Here is a 16,433-nt window from a genome sequence, read left to right as displayed (position 1 = left end):
AATGAGAAAGGTCACATTTTTTAACAATGATGACCTCTTTGCAATACAACAATTCTTTTTCATCGTAGTAGCAGATACTAAAATCCAACAGTACGAAAACGTCGTTTACAGCTTTTCTTCTAACAATTATTCTGGATTAGTAAAGGTATTTGCTACACCCATTTCATTAGCTAAATAACTGCGGATATTTTCAGTAAATAAAGAAAGGACAGGATAGTGTTTTTCGATCGTATTCAATAATCGCTGATGATCCAATTGGCTATATTCATGGACAAGCTCTTTTCTCACGTTAATAATGGCTTCATAAGCTGATTTATCATCTTCTGGAAGCACCTTCTCATCGACTAAAATATGAACGATATCGAGATAACTGCCAGGATCGCGCATAATAAAACCATCAATCATCATATTACCTACATCTAACAAAGATTCGATGATCACATGTGTGATTCGTTCTAATGCTAACAGCTCCAGTTTCGTTTGAAATTGATTTTCCGTTGTTAAAGATAACATATCATCAAAAAAATCTAATCTTTCATTCATTTTTTTCATATCTACAAAGTACAAAATAATCCTCCTATTTAGCAACACTTTTTATTATTATGATATCATATTCATTGGGGGTCTGGTTCAAGAAAATGGTACAATTATCTCACAGTGATTATAGACGAAGGAAAGAACAAGGAGGGTTTAAATGGAACATAACAAACCGGAATATTTACTCGATAATAACGAAGAGAGTAGTACTAGATTTATCAGTTTTAAAGGAGATACAGAAAGATTTGATCTTGCTATTATCAGCTCGAAATCACTGAAAAATGATTTTCTGGTAATGGACTTAAATAGTAATAAGTATTCCAAAGTGAACGCAGCAACTATTGATAAAGCTAATTATTTGGAGCATGCTTTTCAATACAATGAAATGGAAGCAGAAGATTTCCGCTTTTATGTGAGACCATTATTAAACGAAAACTAACACTGTTACAGTGTTAGTTTTCAATTTGTTTAACAATAAAAAATCGACAGCCAAAATTGCAATATTCATATAAATAATCTTCAAACGTACTAAATTTCGTATCAAAAGTTGCCTTCGGATTTTGATCATCATAAAATCCTTTTAATCGGAGCTGTTCATATCCCCCAATCGCCAACGATAAAATCATATTTATTTAATATATCTGTATATCTTTCTTTAAAGGCTATTTCCTCAAACCCCTTTCGATAATCCTTTATTAATTCATATCGATGACCTAATACTTCAACCACTATGTTCACACCTTTTATTAAGATAGTTTATTTTAGCAAATGTTACTAGCATGAAATCAAAGCATTTAACCTACAATAACGATAGACATTAAATACTATCTAAGGAGGGAAATCGTTTGATTGCAAAATGCTTAGCAATGATCCTTATAATATTTTTTCTTCTTTCTACTATAGCATATGCAGAAGAAAATGTGGATATTGATCAGGAAAAAATCACACTATATAAGCAAATCGAAGCCATTACTTTGATTCCATGGTATTATCTTGCTGCGATTAATCGATATGAAGCAAATATAAGTGACAAAGAGCCCGATATTGATCAATTAATTGCTATTTCAATATCTGAAGAAAAGTGGTATGGTCTCTCACCTAACAAACAACCCATGCAAGAGGAATTTATATCACTTTTCGGAGGTATGGGGGGGAAAGATGGGAATGGTGACGATATTGCTGATCCTGCAAACGACTATGATACGCTTTATACAATGGCAATGTATATCCAACAACAGGGTTACACCACTCAAGACATTCGCACGGCACTATGGAATTATTACAAACGCGAATTAACCGTTTTATCCATTATGAATTATGCTGAATTATTTAAGACCTATCAGAAAATAAGTTTAGATGATACAGCCTTTCCAATACCTAAGAGCTATAACTATAGCTATCGAAATACCTGGGGGGGTGATGCCAGGGGTTTTGGCGGACGAAGAATACATGAAGGAACTGATATTTTTGCTGGTTATGGAACACCAGTGCGAGCCACTACCTATGGTGTAATTGAATTAAAGGGTTGGAATAAATTTGGCGGTTGGCGAATTGGGATTCGTGATATTTATAACCGATACCATTATTATGCGCATTTAAATGGTTTCGCTGACGGTTTAGAGATTGGAGATATCGTTGAGGCAGGACAAACAATTGGTTCGGTTGGTTCCTCAGGTTATGGACCTCCTGGCACTTCTGGAAAATTTCCACCCCCATCTACATTATGGTTTATATAAAGATGATGGAAAATCAGAATGGTCGTTTGATCCCTATCCACATTTAAAAAGATGGGAAAGAAAGAACCCGTAAAGTGAAGTTTCCTTTACGGGTTCTTATATTAATCATTGGAAGCATTTTTTGCTTTTAAGATACTAAGAGCTAATCCTCCCCCCCAAATAATCACGATACCTATGATTGCCATTATAATTGCACTAGTAGTCATAAAGGTAACCTCCCTTAAAAAAGTTTTATGCTTCGTGGTCTTTTGCAGGCCATTTTTTAACTGTAATAATGGCACCAATCAGCATGGCTCCAATTGCAACAAGCCAGCCGAAATTAAATAAGAAATCGATCGGATAATCACCATAGGCACTTGATAAATCTGTTTTCAAGTTTTGCAGCATCATATAACCTAATATAGCTGGAGTAATAATACCGAGACAAATTCTCCACCAAATTCCTAATTTAATATCAGATACGGAATCAGCATGCTGTTGAAGGTCTTTTAATGATCGTGCAAACCATGCAATTGCAACCACTTCAAACAGCCCAGCTAATGCCACGCCATAATTATTGATAAAATAGTCAACTGTATCTAAAAGGTTTAAACCGCCTTGATTCGCAAAAAATAAAGAAACAATAAATGCAAGACCACCACCAAATGTGACAGCTTTGCCACGGGAAATCGAGAATTTCTCTTGTAAACCTGCGATATAGGTTTCTGATATCGAAATCATTGAGGACAGGCCGGCTAAGAATAAGGATGCAAAGAATAGAAAACCAAAGAATCCTGATGCGGGCATTTGACTAATAATTTCAGGGAATACCATAAAAGCTAACCCAACACCACCTTTTACCACCTCTTCAACAGGAGTTGAAGACTGTACAGCCATAAAGCCTAGCACTGCAAATACTCCAATACCAGCTAACAGTTCAAAAGAGGAATTTGCAAATCCTGTAATAAACGCATTGTTAGTAATATCGGATTTTTTAGGTAAATACGATGAATAAGTAATCATGATTGCGAATGCTATAGATAAACTAAAGAATATTTGTCCATATGCAGCAACCCATACTTTACCTTCTGTAATTCTACTCCAATCAGGCTCGAAGAAAGCATTAAGACCTTCGAATGCACCTGGTAGTGTAACAGCACGAATTACAATAATAAGAAAGACAATGAATAATGTCGGAATAAAAATTTTATTTGCTAATTCAATTCCTTTTTTAACACCTCGTCCCAAGAAAAATAACACTAATACCCAAACGACAATTAACGGAATCATCACGGCAGGTACAATGAAACCAAATGTTCCAGGGTCTGCTAAATTCAAGAAATCGCCCACAAAGAATGACGTTGGATCATCACCCCCCCACTGTGTACCAAAAGAGAAATAGGCATACATGATTGCCCAAGCAATAATAACTGGATAATAAGTAGAAATAACAAACGAAATAAGAACTTGCCACCAACCGATCCATTCCATACCCTTACTAATTTTCGAGAAACTGCGTGGTGAAGAGCTTCGATATTTATGCCCTATCGTATATTCCATGATAAGTAGTGGAATACCTGCTGTTAATAACGCAAATAAATAAGGTACAAAGAAAGCACCTCCACCGTTTTCAAATGCTGTTGCGGGAAAGCGCCAAATGTTTCCTAAACCAACAGCTGAACCGATTGCTGCCATTAGAAAACCTAAACGTGATCCCCCCCACTGTGATCTGTTTTCCATCACTTAAACCCCCCCTTTCCTTTGTTTCGTTCCTTCCTTTCTACACTACCCACTATACAACCTGTGATATAGTTATTAATTAAGTTATTGCACTTTTTTAGGCTAAAGTAGTGATAGTTTGTAGAAAGGAAAAGTTCGAAAGATCTAATTTACTATAAAAAATAGTTCTAATCTTTGAAATTATAACGAACTTTCGAATATTCTGTCAAAGGAAAATATAGGCATATGATGTTATTCTATAAAATCTGATTCAATTGGAACCGACAGATTGGAAGAGCCTTCCCCCCCATCATGGTAATATTCTGGCACATCACCCGGATGAAATAATTTTGTTACTGGAATATCCTGTACACTTTTCACTGTATCAGAAGCAAATGGAATCACCACCATCATTTCTACTTCTATATGCACATTAACCTGAATTAGGGCTCCATTTATTCCAGTTTGTGTTAATTCACTTGTTATTTTTGTTCCTACACTACCAATAACCTCCATATTGACTGGGATCTTGGGACCTAAGTTAGCAAGGATTGGTATACCTAAGGCTTGACCAACCGGTACCTCTACTAACAAACCACGCTCTCTTACATCTTCTAACAATTTTTGTTCATCAGGTTCTAAATCTAATTCTACTTCGATAGGTACACCTGTTTCAGGACGCTCTCCTTTTTCTAATAATTTCAGAAAATTTTCCACACGATATTGAATATTTCGCTGTACACGATTCTCTACTTCTGCATTAAATATATAATTCTCTACCCTGCCTTGATCATCCAGTTGTACTTGATAAAGTTCTTTTGTCTCTAAATCTTCAGATATTTTTTTACTTACAGCTATTCCCATAGCTTGGTTAGCAATAGCGGAAACACGAATTTTTGCATAATTAAGTAATACTGGTTTGATCCCCCCCTCATTAACTATTAATAGACTGGCAATCATACATAAGATAAATAAGAAAAAGGAAATAAATATAAGCTGATTTTTCGGAGGTGAACCAATTCTTCTTTTATTCCATCGATTTTTAACCATAAAATATCCCCCCTGTTCATTCATATGAAAAGAGAGGACACTTTAGAGATATTTTATTTAAATTATCGCGTCTTTGTTAATTGATCCGTATGAAAGACCATTACGTCTAAGACCTTGGATAAATCTAAATCATAAGGACTTACTTTTGCTCCATTATCTTTCACAATCCGGATAATAGGTCGCTCTAAGATGTGCTGATTTTGCCTTGCAACAACACCTTCTTTACCATCGCTTAAATAAACCGTTAAGCCGTTTGGATAGATCGCAATCGTCTTTTTAAACATTTCTACTAAGTGTAGATCAAATTGTGTACCAGAACCAGCGTACAAAATTTCCAAACCTTCGTGTGGAAGCATTGCATCCCGATAAACACGGTTACTTGTAACCGCATCAAATACATCAGCAACACCAATAATCTTTGCGTATGGATGGATATCTTCATTTTTTATGCCTCGTGGATACCCAGAGCCATCCAGTCGTTCATGATGCTGATATGCACAATGGGCAACTGTAAATGGAATAGTGTGAACATTCCTTAACATCTCAAACCCATAATCTGTATGTGTTTTGACTATTTCAAACTCGGTATCAGATAGTTTCGCTGGCTTATTTATAATTTCATCTGGAATAAATATCTTTCCCATATCATGAAGTACAGCACCTAGACCAATTTGTTCTAATTCCTTCGGTTTAAAATGTAAGTCTTGGGCTAATGCTAATGTATACAAACTAACGTTGAGTGAATGCGAGAAGACATAATCATCAATTATTAACAAATCGGATAAGTAATGAATGACGTCATCATTTTTACTTAAATCTTTAGCTATATCTTTTACTAAATCATTCAGTTTGTGAGCAGTTTGTTCAAGTAAAAAATTATTTTTCGTTAAGTCCTCAAATTGCAAAGTACGAAAAGCATCCTTTATTTTTCGAATGGCATCTATTCGTTTATCATCTGGTATAGGTGGAGTGACTAATATATCGTCTGTATCTTCTTCACGTATAAATATATAAGTTACTCTCATACTTTTTAATCGATTCACCATAACTTGAGTCAACTGGATATTTTTTTGAACTAATACTCTGCCATGCGCATCATATATAGGCTTCGCTAGCTCGATGCCAGCGCGGATTAATTGAGTCGGGATTAATTTCATGTCAATACACCTATTTTTCATTTTACTAAGATATTATCAGATTTTGTCGAAATTATCCAGAGTTTTCGTCACTTTATTAATTAATTATACAAACAAAATAAATGTAATCATTTACAAGTCAGCTATTTTAAGCAATGCCTCTTCTATTGGCATCCCTTGTCTCCAGCCATACTTTTTTGCATGATTGGTAACCATATTAAGATTTGCCTTGCGTAAATCTTCCATTGATTTTACACCAACTGCCCTACCTGCAATGATAGGACGATCAGCTAATTTATCATTTAATAAATTAATATCTAATGCCCCACACATGACATATCCGTGATCATTTGTAATTATCAACAGATTTGTATGTGGTAAAGTTACAGTTATTGCTGAAAAAGGATACTCCTGTATATATATCGGTTTTAATTCAATCATTTAAAACACACACTCCTCTCCCTATAAAATATGATCTAGGGAAAGAAGTGTGAACTATTTTAAAATGATGTTTTGATACATTCTGCAAGTAAATCTCTTAGAAATTCCGGTAAATAAAATTTCTTTGTAGTAGACCTGGCTATTGCCGGAAACATTTGACCAAATGTAAACATATCTGCTGTTGCTAACGTATAGATTTTATCATGATCTATCAACTGATCATTGATGTATACTTTCTGAACATGTTCGATGCCCTCTTTATCTTTATGGGTAGTCACATCTAATCCACTGAAAATAAATTTGCCTATAACTTTTCCTCTAAAGCCAAATCCTTTAAGCTCAAAATTCATTAATGCTTCATCATATGCTCCACGAACTACTTCTAATAATTCTACTCCACTTAATTGAACGGTCACAGGATTAATCGGATGCGGACAAATACGATGCACATCACCATATGTCACATAGCCTTGATCAATATCATCTAACAATAATCCAGCATTCAGCATACTTATATCTGAATCTGTCCACTCACGTAATTTTATTGTTAATTGCTTGATAAGTGGTGTCTGATCAAACCAATTTACATCCAGGCGATTCTCCACATATGCAATTCTTTTATTGAGAAAATCATTTGCCTGTTGATGCATTGCTTCAATCTTTTTTTGGTAGATTGGTCTTCTTCCAAATACGCGGTCTCCACCGTGTACGCTTGTTTATTTACTACTTTATTTAACGAATGATCCCAATCAATATGTATTTCTCCTACAAATTTACCGTGTTTTCCAGCGGCTGTAAGAAGTGTATCATTAATAAATTCACCATTTTTAAACAAATGATGGGTATGACCACCGATAATGATATCAATTTCAGGATATTTCTCAGCAATTATCTGATCCTCATTTAACCCAAGGTGGGATAATAAAATAACCACATCTGCATCTTTCTTTAATTCTGTAATATGACGAGACAAATAGTCATATGGGGGGGAGTCAATGTCCCATCCAAGCGGCTGGTAAAAGGCCCGAAAAGGTGCAGTTAGACCAATAAGCTTCACTCTTAAATTATGTTTGGTTACTAATGATAAACCCTCTTTTAGCCAAAATGGTTTTTCCTTATTTATCGGAGAAAGATTACCACAAGTGATTTGAAAATTCGCGTGATCGTACAAATGATATAAATCATTGTGTTCAAGTGTGATTCCCTCATTGTTGCCAATCGTTGCAAAATCAAATTCTGCAGCATTTAATAAATCAACATTTGCTTTCCCTCTAAATGCTTCTGCTATTGGATGATAACGATCCACATGATCCCCATTGTCAATTCTCCAGCTCTCTTCATTTGAATCAAGGTGATGTTGCTTCCTTTGTTTAAAATAGTGAACAATATTCGGCCAATAATCAAAATGACTATGCAAGTCATTACTATAATAAAAATGTAAATGTTCAATCATGACGTCCTACCTCCTCTAAAACAACCCTTGCCAAATTAAACGCAAACCAATAAATAATAAAACAAGACGAAGCAAAATTTCTACTGCCTTGCTAGACATTTTTTGATTCATTTTAGCACCTAAAATACCCCCCCCAAGTAATGCGCCTGGAATAAATGCCCATACATACATCCACTCAATATGTCCTAATGCAATATGGGTCACAGAACTTACGATACTCAATGATAAAATCATAAACATGGAAGTGGCTGTTGCAATGTGTGGGGGGGGAAACCTAAAAAGTAAAATCATTGCAGGTACCATTAATGATCCCCCCCCACCGATACCAAAGAAGCCTGATAATGTACCCACTGTAAAAGCAATCAATAGTGCTACATATGGCGAAAAGGCATATTGAAATGTTTTTTTTCCAATTTTCACTTCTCGCACTATTTTATTAGGTTGATTTTGGTTCTCTTTTAGTAATCGGGATGGTGGAGATTTTTTAAAAAGAAACATAGAAAAAATAAGCAGCATAAAAATCCCCCAAGAACAAGGAAAAAGTGTTTGTTTCAACAAATTGATTCAACCATGCTCCTAAAATCCCACCCGGTAAACTTCCAGCTACAAAGTACCAACCACTTTTATAATCAATTCGCTTAACCTTTGCATAGGAAAAGGTTGAGGACATTGCTGTAAAAATCATGATAAGTAATGAAATTCCTACTATTGTGTTGGCATCCGCCCAGTCAAATAAAGGAGTCGTTTCATGTAAAATTAATAAAATAGGTACTAAAATTACCCTCCACCTAAGCCGACAATACTCCCCAACATTGCAGAAAATAGTCCTATTAATAAACATATAACAATTAGCAATAAAATCCCTACTATCTTTGTCGTTATTGTACTAATTTTTTTCGTGAACAATTTATATTATAAAGGTTATTGTAGATTTTATCCAATCACGCCTATCTAGGAAATTTTTTTCACCTGTTTCCAGTCATAAATTTCCTAATAAAAAATGTATAAATAAACTGTTCAAACTAAAACTAAAATGCAGTTGAGGAAAAAAATAATCTTGACTGACTGAGGAGGAATAATGTGAAACATGTTAAAGCTTTATTAATAAAATTTGTCGTCACTTTGGTTCTTTTATATATCATTCTTGGAGTAATGTATGAAATGACTTTTGGAGAGGTTTTCCTTTTATCTGTCATTTTAGGCGTCATTTCTTATCTGATTGGGGGGGATATGCTGATATTACCTAAAACCAATAATACCGTCGCTACAATTGCTGACTTCGGTATTGCATGGATCATTATTTATTGGTTCGCAGATGGAATGACTCGAATTGACAATCTTTTTGCTGCTTCATTAATAGGAGCAATTGCTGTCGGTGTCTGTGAAATATTCTTTCATCGCTATTTGAGTAATAACATTTTACCAGATGATGAGCAACATGATCAAAACTCAGCAACAAGAAATTTAAAGTATCAGACTGAAATATCGGAAGAGTTAGAAACGAATGAATATGAGGATAAAGAAAAAAAGTAAAATACTAATATACCATTTCTTATTCTTCCTAATCTTTTCCGATTATAAAAAAGAAAACGAGTTCGGTGCAGAATCAGCACGAACTCGTTTTTCTTCGACTCACTAAACTGTTAAAGCTTATTCAATTAACCAATACTACCTTCCATTTCGAACTTGATGAGACGGTTCATTTCGACAGCATATTCCATTGGAAGTTCTTTTGTAAATGGTTCGATGAAGCCCATTACAATCATTTCCGTCGCTTCTCCTTCTGAAAGACCACGACTCATTAAATAGAATAACTGTTCTTCTGACACTTTTGAAACTCTAGCTTCGTGTTCTAATGAAATATTTTCGTTCAGTATTTCATTATAAGGAATTGTATCTGAAGTAGATTTATTATCCATAATTAACGTATCACACTCGATGTTAGAACGCGCGCCATCAGCCTTTCGTCCAAAGTGTACCATACCCATATAAGAAACTTTTCCACCTTGTTTTGAAATGGATTTAGATACAATCGTCGACGATGTGTTAGGGGCTAGGTGATGCATTTTCGCACCTGCGTGTTGGTGCTGGCCTTTGCCTGCTATAGCGATAGAAAGGGTATTACCACGAGCACCTTCACCCTTTAAAATAATCGCAGGATATTTCATTGTTAACTTAGAACCAATGTTACCATCAATCCATTCCATTGTCGCATTTGCATCGCATGTAGCACGTTTTGTCACCAGATTATATACATTATTTGCCCAGTTTTGAATCGTTGTATAACGGCAGTAGGCATCTTTTTTAACAAAGATCTCTACTACTGCACTATGAAGTGAATTTGTCGTATAAGTCGGAGCAGTACAACCCTCAACATAGTGTACAGATGCTCCTTCATCTACAATTATCAGTGTACGTTCAAATTGTCCCATATTCTCTGAGTTAATACGGAAATATGCTTGTAACGGTGTATCTGTTTTAACGCCTTTTGGAACATATATAAATGAACCACCAGACCATACTGCAGAGTTTAACGCTGAAAATTTATTATCTGCAGACGGAATAACTTTACCGAAGTATTCTTTAAATAAGTCTTCGTTTTCTTTTAATGCAGTATCTGTATCTTTAAAGATAATACCTAAATCTTCAAGATCTTTTTTCAAGCTATGATAAACCACTTCTGATTCATATTGTGCAGAAACACCTGCAAGATATTTCTGTTCCGCTTCAGGGATGCCTAATTTATCAAATGTCTGTTTGATTTCTTCAGGAACCTCATCCCACGAGCGTTCAGAACGTTCAGAAGGTTTTACATAATACGTGATTTCATCAAAATCTAATTCAGATAAATCACCGCCCCCCCATTGTGGCATTGGCTTTTTATAAAACTGTTCCAATGCTTTTAAGCGGTAATCTAACATCCATTGCGGTTCTTCTTTCATATGAGAAATCTCTTCTACTATTGCACGAGTAAGACCTCTTTCCGTCCGAAAGATTGAAATGTCTCTGTCATGGAAGCCATATTTATATTCTTCAATTTCAGGTGCTTTTTTAGCCATGATATTACCTCCTATTTTAGGATTCACTTATAACTTATTGCTCATTAGCCGCAACTGCTTTTTCCATTGCTTTCCAAGCTAATGTTGCACATTTAATTCTTGCCGGGAACTTTGAGACACCTTGAAGTGCTTCAATATCACCCAAGTCGAAATTAAGTTCTTCCATATCTTCACCCAACATCATTTTAGAGAATTCTGCCGACATTTTTTAAAGCCTGGTCAGCACTTTTCCCTTTGACAGCCTGTGTCATCATCGATGCTGAGGACATACTGATGGAACAACCCTCTCCTTCAAATTTCGCATCTTTTACTATGTCATCTTCAATTTGAAGGTGTAATTCAATTCGATCACCACAAGTAGGGTTGTTCATATCTATTGTAACAGATTGTTTCGCTAAACTCCCACGATTACGGGGATTTTTATAATGATCCATAATTACTTGTCTGTACAACGTATCTAGATTATTAAAAGACATCGCCGAAATACTCCTTCGCTTTCTGTAATCCTTCTACTAAGCGGTCCACATCATTCTCATCATTATATAAATAAAAACTGGCTCTCGCTGTTGCTGTCACATCCAGCCACTTCATTAATGGCTGTGCACAATGATGCCCAGCACGAACAGCAATACCCTCTGAATCAAGAACGGTAGCAGTATCATGTGGATGTATACCTTGTACATTAAAGGTTATTAATCCACTTCGTTCTTCTGGCCATAAATAGTAAGCCCTTGAATTTCAGATAATTTTTTTTGTGTATAGTGAGCTAGTTGTTGTTCATGTTCAATAATATTATCTAAACCAATACCTTGTAAAAAGTCGATGGCTGCACCTAAACCAATTGCTCCTGCTATAATAGGCGTTCCACCTTCAAATTTCCAAGGGAGTTCTTTCCAGGTTGAATCATATAAACCTACAAAATCAATCATTTCGCCGCCAAATTCGACAGGTTCCATTTTTTCTAACAGGTCTTTTTTTCCGTAAAGGACACCTATTCCAGTAGGTCCACACATTTTATGACCAGAAAAAGCATAAAAATCACAATTTAATTCCTGCATATCGACTTTCATGTGTGGCACACTTTGGGCACCATCCACTACAATTATTGCCCCTTGATTATGTGCAATTTCTGCGATTTCCTTGATAGGATTAATGACACCTAAAACATTGGAAACATGTGTTATAGCAACCATTTTTGTATTCTTTGTTATCGTTGAACGAACGGCATCAAGTGATATTATTCCGTTCTCTTCCATAGGGATATATTTCAAGATTGCTCCTGTATACTTAGCAGCTTGTTGCCAAGGAATAATATTACTATGATGCTCCATTTCTGTTAGAACTATTTCGTCCCCCTTCTTTTAAGAATTGACGAGCATATCCATAAGCTACCATATTTAAAGCTGTAGTAGTACCACGCGTAAAAATAACTTCCTGTGTCGAGTCAGCGTTAATAAAGGTTTTTACTTTATCCCTAGCTCCCTCATATTGATCTGTAGCTCTCGTTCCTAACGTATGCACACCACGATGAACATTGGAGTTATGGTTTCGGTAATAGGATTCCAATGATTCTATAACCTGAACCGGTTTTTGTGATGTGGCTGCTGAATCTAAATAAACTAAAGGATGTCCGTTTACTTGTTGATGTAAGATCGGAAATTGTTCTCGAATAGATTTTACATCCATTAGTATACTTTCCCTTCGATTACTTCTGATAACTGATCGCGTACAGCTTTAATCGGAATTTCCCTAACTACCGGAGCTAAGAAGCCATGAATGATAAGTCGTTCCGCTTCTTTTTGCGAAATACCGCGGCTCATTAAATAGTAAAGTTGAATCGGATCTACGCGGCCTACAGAAGCTGCGTGACCTGCCACAACATCATCTTCATCAATTAAAAGGATAGGATTTGCATCACCTCGTGCATCTTTACTTAACATTAATACACGGGATTCCTGTTCTGCATTTGATTTAGTAGCACCTTGTTCAATCTTTCCAATACCATTAAAGATTGTTGTAGCACTTTCTCTCATCACACCATGTTGAAGAATAAAACCTTCACTTTGTTTTCCAAAATGGACAATTTTTGCTGTATAATTTTGAGATTGATTTCCACGACCAACAGAAACGGTTTTTGCATAAGAACTTGAATTATCACCAATTAAATGTGTAATATTTTCCGAAACAGTATTTCCATCATTCATTTGGCCTAGATTCCACTCAATACGAGCATCACGATATGCCACACCGCGACGATTGACATAAACAGTGGTACCTGCTGCAAAATTATCTACACAACCAAAATTAATCGTTGCATTATCATGGGCAATGACTTCTGTCACAATATTTGCTACAGCGTGTTCCGATTTATTGTTAGAAATATAATTTTCGACATATGTTAGGGAACTGTTTGCTTCAGCAACAACAATCACATGATTAAATGTAGCTGTTTCTGGATCTTCCTGCCAAAAAATTGCCTGTAGCGGCTCTTCGATCTGTACATTTTTCGGTACATAAACAAATACGCCACCATTCATAAGAGCAGTGTGTAATGCTGTAAGTTTATGTTCATCGATTTGTACGGCATCTTTCATATAGTATCGTTGCACCAAATCACTATGTTCTTTCAGGGCTGTTTGAATATCTGCAAAGATTACACCTTTATCTTTTAAATTAGCAGCTAAAGATTGAAATGCAACAGATTGATTACGTTGAATTAATAAATTTTCATTATGATTTTCCATATCTAAAAACACTTGAACATCATTTGGAAGATCATGTAATGAGTTGATTTTATCTCCATCAACATTATGTTATAATCATCAAAATTCCATCGTTTGATATTTGTTTTATCTGGTTTGGGCATTTCCAAGCCATCTACCAAATCAAGAGCTTGCAAACGCAAGTCTCTCATCCATTCAGGTTCGTTTTTATTATCTGAGAATGACCGAACATAGTCCTGATCATATGGTAGTTTTGTTTCCACAGTCATATAATACCTCCTACCTTACGCTTTTTGTTCTGCAATTTCATCTTCGATACCTAGCTCTTCCTTAACCCAATCATAACCTTCTGCTTCAAGTCTCTTAGCTAATTCAGGTCCACCAGTTTTAACAATTCGACCTTGCATCATCACGTGAACTTTATCAGGAGTAATATAATCCAATAAGCGTTGATAATGAGTAATGATCAAGCAGCCAAATGAATCATTACGTAATTTATTTATACCTTTAGATACTATTTTCAATGCATCAATATCCAGACCAGAATCAATCTCATCCAAAATAGCAATTTGTGGTTTCAACATCATTAATTGAAGAATTTCGTTACGTTTTTTCTCTCCACCTGAGAAACCTTCGTTCAAATAACGTTGTGACATGTTTTTATCCATTTCAAGATAATCCATCGCATCATCCATTTCTTTAATAAATTTCATTAAAGAGATTTCGTCACCTTCTTCACGATGTGCATTTATAGAAGATCGTAAGAAGTCAGATGTAGTAACACCACTCACTTCACTTGGATATTGCATAGCTAAAAATAGACCTGCTTTTGCACGTTCATCTATTTCCATTTCCAGTACGTTTTCACCGTCCAGAAGTACTTCGCCTTGTGTAACCTCATATTTTGGATGACCCATAATCGCAGAGGCCAATGTTGATTTACCTGTACCATTTGGTCCCATCACCGCGTGAAATTCTCCACCCTTAACAGTAAGATTAACACCTTTTAATATTTTTTCACCTTCAATGTCAACATGAAGATCTTTAATTTCTAATGTAGAGCTTACCATACATACATACCTCCAAAACTTTTGATTTACTGATATGAAGTGGAATTAAATCCATTCTCACTTTATTCTCATTATAATCTTATACTATTTCGAATCTATAATCAACCATTTACCGTTGTGTCTAGCTTTATAATGGATACTAATTCCGTCTGATATTATACCACAAAAAACGGGGGGGTATTATTGATTTAAAATATAATCATTACGTATAAATCATCCACGATTGCAAATGACTGCACAGTAACTTCATTTATATATTTTTTCTAGATCTAAAAAACAGACGCTTTATAACAAGCATCTGTTTTTATATGTCTATTTTTAAATATTTATTTTTACTTTTAAGTTCAATCAATTATCTGTGAACTTGACGTTCTACATCCTTCACAACATTAAGGCTTTGTAGGTAATTTAATTCTCTTTCTTTTTCAACCTTCAAGCGCTGAGTATGGTTGCGACCATATTCTGCGTAACTTACTCCATGCGATTGGTGCATCGCTTTTTCCATTTCTGTTGTGTAATTAAGATGTAACTGCTGGTCACTAATAATAAATCATTCCTTTCCTTTTTGTCGACAATTATAATTGTAACATTTTCTTACAAGATACCCAATCCCGTCAAAAGGTAAACGAATACCATCAGACCTTATTTACTGAGGTTTGTTACAACAAAAGATAGATTTATTATTTATTATTAGATATTTCTCTTATATAATCCTGTTTCCTCTAAAATTACTTCCAATTATTTAAAACTTCATGTAATTTCACAACAGATTCAAAAGCATATAATTTATCTTCCACAACGCCATTTTTTACTAAAAGCAGCGCAGGGACACTAGTAATTTTATTTTTCTCCATAAACACAGGAAAAAAAGATGCATTAAGTCGATAATAGTTTTGCTCTCTATATGACTCCTCCATTATAGTTAACATTCGCTCAGCTAATTGGCACGTAGCACAAAATGGAGTGTGAACAAATACAATCTGTTTATCTTGCTGTATTAGGTCCCAATAATCTGATCTAACCTCAATCATAGTAAACTCCTTTTATAAATAAATTGGATTAATCATTATCTGTGATGAAACAAGTGCAACAGCCAATGCAGATTCGGGTGTAGCAGCTACTTCCCGATAAGATTTATCAATATAGATATGCACGGCATGTGGTAATTCTTTTGATAATTGTTTGCGCAGTTTTTTTCCGGCATTATCTTCATCGACAAGGATAAAAACATCGCGATAATCCATATCAAATACCTCAATTAAGTTTTCAAGTCTTTCTACATTAATTGTACCATTAGTACAAACAATCTCAACATCTTCATCAAGTAACTTAGCTACTTTATCTTTGTCGGTTCTGCCTTCCACTATAATCACTTTCTTCTCTTGTATTGACATCGACTCACCTACTTCAAAATGTTCAAAACAATAAAGCTATTAATTAATTGTATGGAATATGTTTCATGAATTATTACTGATAAATCAATTAAGGTAAAAATTTAGCATCCGCGTTATTGCGAATGCTAACTGAATA

The 16,433-nt window shown here is 35.1% G+C and carries 17 protein-coding genes and 5 pseudogenes; 3 read left to right on the top strand and 19 right to left on the bottom strand.

From position 1 onward, the window contains the following. Positions 1-126: 126 nt before the first annotated feature. Positions 127-567, bottom strand: coding sequence for a DUF86 domain-containing protein (locus tag JCM21714_RS07050; protein WP_035722928.1), 441 nt, complete (start codon positions 565-567; stop codon positions 127-129). Positions 568-694: 127 nt separating this feature from the next. On the opposite strand from JCM21714_RS07050, the gene JCM21714_RS07045 reads away from it, so the two are divergent. Further along, a complete protein-coding gene (locus JCM21714_RS07045; RefSeq protein ID WP_035722926.1) occupies positions 695-976 on the top strand; it encodes an SAV0927 family protein in 282 nt (93 codons plus the stop codon). A gap of 13 nt (positions 977-989) precedes the next feature. Here JCM21714_RS07045 and JCM21714_RS07040 read toward each other — a convergent pair. Then, positions 990-1,266 (bottom strand): annotated as a pseudogene (locus tag JCM21714_RS07040) (YutD family protein). A 119-nt stretch (positions 1,267-1,385) separates the two neighbouring features. Here JCM21714_RS07040 and JCM21714_RS07035 point away from each other — a divergent pair. Beyond that, a pseudogene (locus tag JCM21714_RS07035) lies at positions 1,386-2,346 on the top strand (M23 family metallopeptidase). A 28-nt stretch (positions 2,347-2,374) separates the two neighbouring features. Here the strand turns inward: JCM21714_RS07035 and JCM21714_RS19780 are convergent. From JCM21714_RS19780 to JCM21714_RS23855, 9 genes are all read right to left on the bottom strand, one after another. Beyond that, positions 2,375-2,479 (bottom strand): methionine/alanine import family NSS transporter small subunit, encoded by a 105-nt coding sequence (locus JCM21714_RS19780; protein ID WP_148294991.1) that lies wholly within the window; start codon positions 2,477-2,479, stop codon positions 2,375-2,377. A 25-nt stretch (positions 2,480-2,504) separates the two neighbouring features. Beyond that, entirely contained in the window at positions 2,505-3,992 is a 1,488-nt protein-coding gene (locus tag JCM21714_RS07030; protein WP_035722932.1) for a sodium-dependent transporter, read from the bottom strand. Positions 3,993-4,223: 231 nt separating this feature from the next. Continuing rightward, positions 4,224-5,021: a sporulation protein YunB gene (yunB, locus tag JCM21714_RS07025; RefSeq protein ID WP_035722924.1), complete on the bottom strand. Its 798-nt coding sequence runs from the start codon at positions 5,019-5,021 to the stop codon at positions 4,224-4,226. A 62-nt stretch (positions 5,022-5,083) separates the two neighbouring features. Beyond that, positions 5,084-6,178, bottom strand: coding sequence for an HD-GYP domain-containing protein (locus JCM21714_RS07020; protein WP_035722922.1), 1,095 nt, complete (start codon positions 6,176-6,178; stop codon positions 5,084-5,086). 111 nt (positions 6,179-6,289) lie between these two features. Further along, a complete protein-coding gene (locus JCM21714_RS07015; protein ID WP_035722920.1) occupies positions 6,290-6,598 on the bottom strand; it encodes a YunC family protein in 309 nt (102 codons plus the stop codon). Between the two features lie 59 nt (positions 6,599-6,657). Beyond that, positions 6,658-7,203 carry a 5'-nucleotidase C-terminal domain-containing protein gene (locus tag JCM21714_RS23870; protein WP_369403494.1) on the bottom strand — a complete coding sequence of 182 codons (546 nt, stop codon included), beginning with the start codon at positions 7,201-7,203 and terminating at the stop codon, positions 6,658-6,660. Next, complete coding sequence (locus JCM21714_RS23865; protein ID WP_369403493.1) at positions 7,182-8,051, bottom strand: bifunctional metallophosphatase/5'-nucleotidase; 870 nt, start codon at positions 8,049-8,051, stop codon at positions 7,182-7,184. The genes JCM21714_RS23870 and JCM21714_RS23865 overlap by 22 nt, the downstream gene beginning before the upstream one ends. A 15-nt stretch (positions 8,052-8,066) precedes the next feature. Then, positions 8,067-8,567 carry a sulfite exporter TauE/SafE family protein gene (locus JCM21714_RS23860; RefSeq protein WP_369403492.1) on the bottom strand — a complete coding sequence of 167 codons (501 nt, stop codon included), beginning with the start codon at positions 8,565-8,567 and terminating at the stop codon, positions 8,067-8,069. After that, a complete protein-coding gene (locus JCM21714_RS23855; protein ID WP_369403491.1) occupies positions 8,536-8,892 on the bottom strand; it encodes a sulfite exporter TauE/SafE family protein in 357 nt (118 codons plus the stop codon). Before JCM21714_RS23855 ends, JCM21714_RS23860 begins: the two co-directional genes overlap by 32 nt. Positions 8,893-9,131: 239 nt before the next feature. Between JCM21714_RS23855 and JCM21714_RS07000 the strand changes: the two genes are divergently transcribed. Then, complete coding sequence (locus tag JCM21714_RS07000; RefSeq protein ID WP_035722918.1) at positions 9,132-9,584, top strand: YndM family protein; 453 nt, start codon at positions 9,132-9,134, stop codon at positions 9,582-9,584. A gap of 125 nt (positions 9,585-9,709) precedes the next feature. Here JCM21714_RS07000 and sufB read toward each other — a convergent pair whose 3' ends face one another. From sufB to JCM21714_RS06965, 8 genes and pseudogenes are all read right to left on the bottom strand, one after another. After that, complete coding sequence (sufB, locus tag JCM21714_RS06995; protein ID WP_035722916.1) at positions 9,710-11,110, bottom strand: Fe-S cluster assembly protein SufB; 1,401 nt, start codon at positions 11,108-11,110, stop codon at positions 9,710-9,712. A gap of 34 nt (positions 11,111-11,144) precedes the next feature. After that, positions 11,145-11,586: pseudogene (gene sufU, locus JCM21714_RS06990) on the bottom strand (Fe-S cluster assembly sulfur transfer protein SufU). Continuing rightward, positions 11,576-12,796: pseudogene (locus JCM21714_RS06985) on the bottom strand (cysteine desulfurase). The pseudogenes sufU and JCM21714_RS06985 overlap by 11 nt, the downstream one beginning before the upstream one ends. Then, positions 12,796-14,102: pseudogene (gene sufD / locus JCM21714_RS06980) on the bottom strand (Fe-S cluster assembly protein SufD). The pseudogenes JCM21714_RS06985 and sufD overlap by 1 nt, the downstream one beginning before the upstream one ends. Before the next feature lie 15 nt (positions 14,103-14,117). Beyond that, complete coding sequence (gene sufC, locus JCM21714_RS06975) at positions 14,118-14,903, bottom strand: Fe-S cluster assembly ATPase SufC (protein WP_035722914.1); 786 nt, start codon at positions 14,901-14,903, stop codon at positions 14,118-14,120. A 352-nt stretch (positions 14,904-15,255) separates the two neighbouring features. Continuing rightward, positions 15,256-15,396, bottom strand: coding sequence for a YuzK family famiily protein (locus JCM21714_RS21085; RefSeq protein WP_235182667.1), 141 nt, complete (start codon positions 15,394-15,396; stop codon positions 15,256-15,258). A gap of 235 nt (positions 15,397-15,631) precedes the next feature. After that, complete coding sequence (locus JCM21714_RS06970; protein ID WP_035722912.1) at positions 15,632-15,934, bottom strand: thioredoxin family protein; 303 nt, start codon at positions 15,932-15,934, stop codon at positions 15,632-15,634. Positions 15,935-15,946: 12 nt separating this feature from the next. Then, positions 15,947-16,297 carry a ribonuclease M5 gene (locus JCM21714_RS06965; protein WP_035722910.1) on the bottom strand — a complete coding sequence of 117 codons (351 nt, stop codon included), beginning with the start codon at positions 16,295-16,297 and terminating at the stop codon, positions 15,947-15,949. Positions 16,298-16,433 lie beyond the last annotated feature (136 nt).

This window comes from Gracilibacillus boraciitolerans JCM 21714, from assembly GCF_000521485.1.
In the GTDB taxonomy this organism is placed as follows: Bacteria; Bacillota; Bacilli; order Bacillales; family Amphibacillaceae; genus Gracilibacillus; species Gracilibacillus boraciitolerans.
The sequence above is the reverse complement of the archived record's forward strand: the minus strand, read 5'-3'. Positions and strand labels throughout refer to the sequence as shown.

Excerpts from the sequence above, each read along its gene's own strand:
- JCM21714_RS23865 (WP_369403493.1), bottom strand. The coding sequence starts at position 8,051 with ATGATTGAACATTTACATTTTTATTATAGTAATGACTTGCATAGTCAT.
- JCM21714_RS06970 (WP_035722912.1), bottom strand. The coding sequence starts at position 15,934 with ATGATTGAGGTTAGATCAGATTATTGGGACCTAATACAGCAAGATAAA.
- sufB (WP_035722916.1), bottom strand. The coding sequence starts at position 11,110 with ATGGCTAAAAAAGCACCTGAAATTGAAGAATATAAATATGGCTTCCAT.
- sufC (WP_035722914.1), bottom strand. The coding sequence starts at position 14,903 with ATGGTAAGCTCTACATTAGAAATTAAAGATCTTCATGTTGACATTGAA.
- JCM21714_RS21085 (WP_235182667.1), bottom strand. The coding sequence starts at position 15,396 with ATGCACCAATCGCATGGAGTAAGTTACGCAGAATATGGTCGCAACCAT.
- JCM21714_RS19780 (WP_148294991.1), bottom strand. The coding sequence starts at position 2,479 with ATGACTACTAGTGCAATTATAATGGCAATCATAGGTATCGTGATTATT.
- JCM21714_RS06965 (WP_035722910.1), bottom strand. The coding sequence starts at position 16,297 with ATGTCAATACAAGAGAAGAAAGTGATTATAGTGGAAGGCAGAACCGAC.
- JCM21714_RS23855 (WP_369403491.1), bottom strand. The coding sequence starts at position 8,892 with ATGTTTATTAATAGGACTATTTTCTGCAATGTTGGGGAGTATTGTCGG.
- JCM21714_RS23860 (WP_369403492.1), bottom strand. The coding sequence starts at position 8,567 with ATGCTGCTTATTTTTTCTATGTTTCTTTTTAAAAAATCTCCACCATCC.
- JCM21714_RS07015 (WP_035722920.1), bottom strand. The coding sequence starts at position 6,598 with ATGATTGAATTAAAACCGATATATATACAGGAGTATCCTTTTTCAGCA.
- JCM21714_RS07020 (WP_035722922.1), bottom strand. The coding sequence starts at position 6,178 with ATGAAATTAATCCCGACTCAATTAATCCGCGCTGGCATCGAGCTAGCG.
- JCM21714_RS07030 (WP_035722932.1), bottom strand. The coding sequence starts at position 3,992 with ATGGAAAACAGATCACAGTGGGGGGGATCACGTTTAGGTTTTCTAATG.
- JCM21714_RS07045 (WP_035722926.1), top strand. The coding sequence starts at position 695 with ATGGAACATAACAAACCGGAATATTTACTCGATAATAACGAAGAGAGT.
- yunB (WP_035722924.1), bottom strand. The coding sequence starts at position 5,021 with ATGGTTAAAAATCGATGGAATAAAAGAAGAATTGGTTCACCTCCGAAA.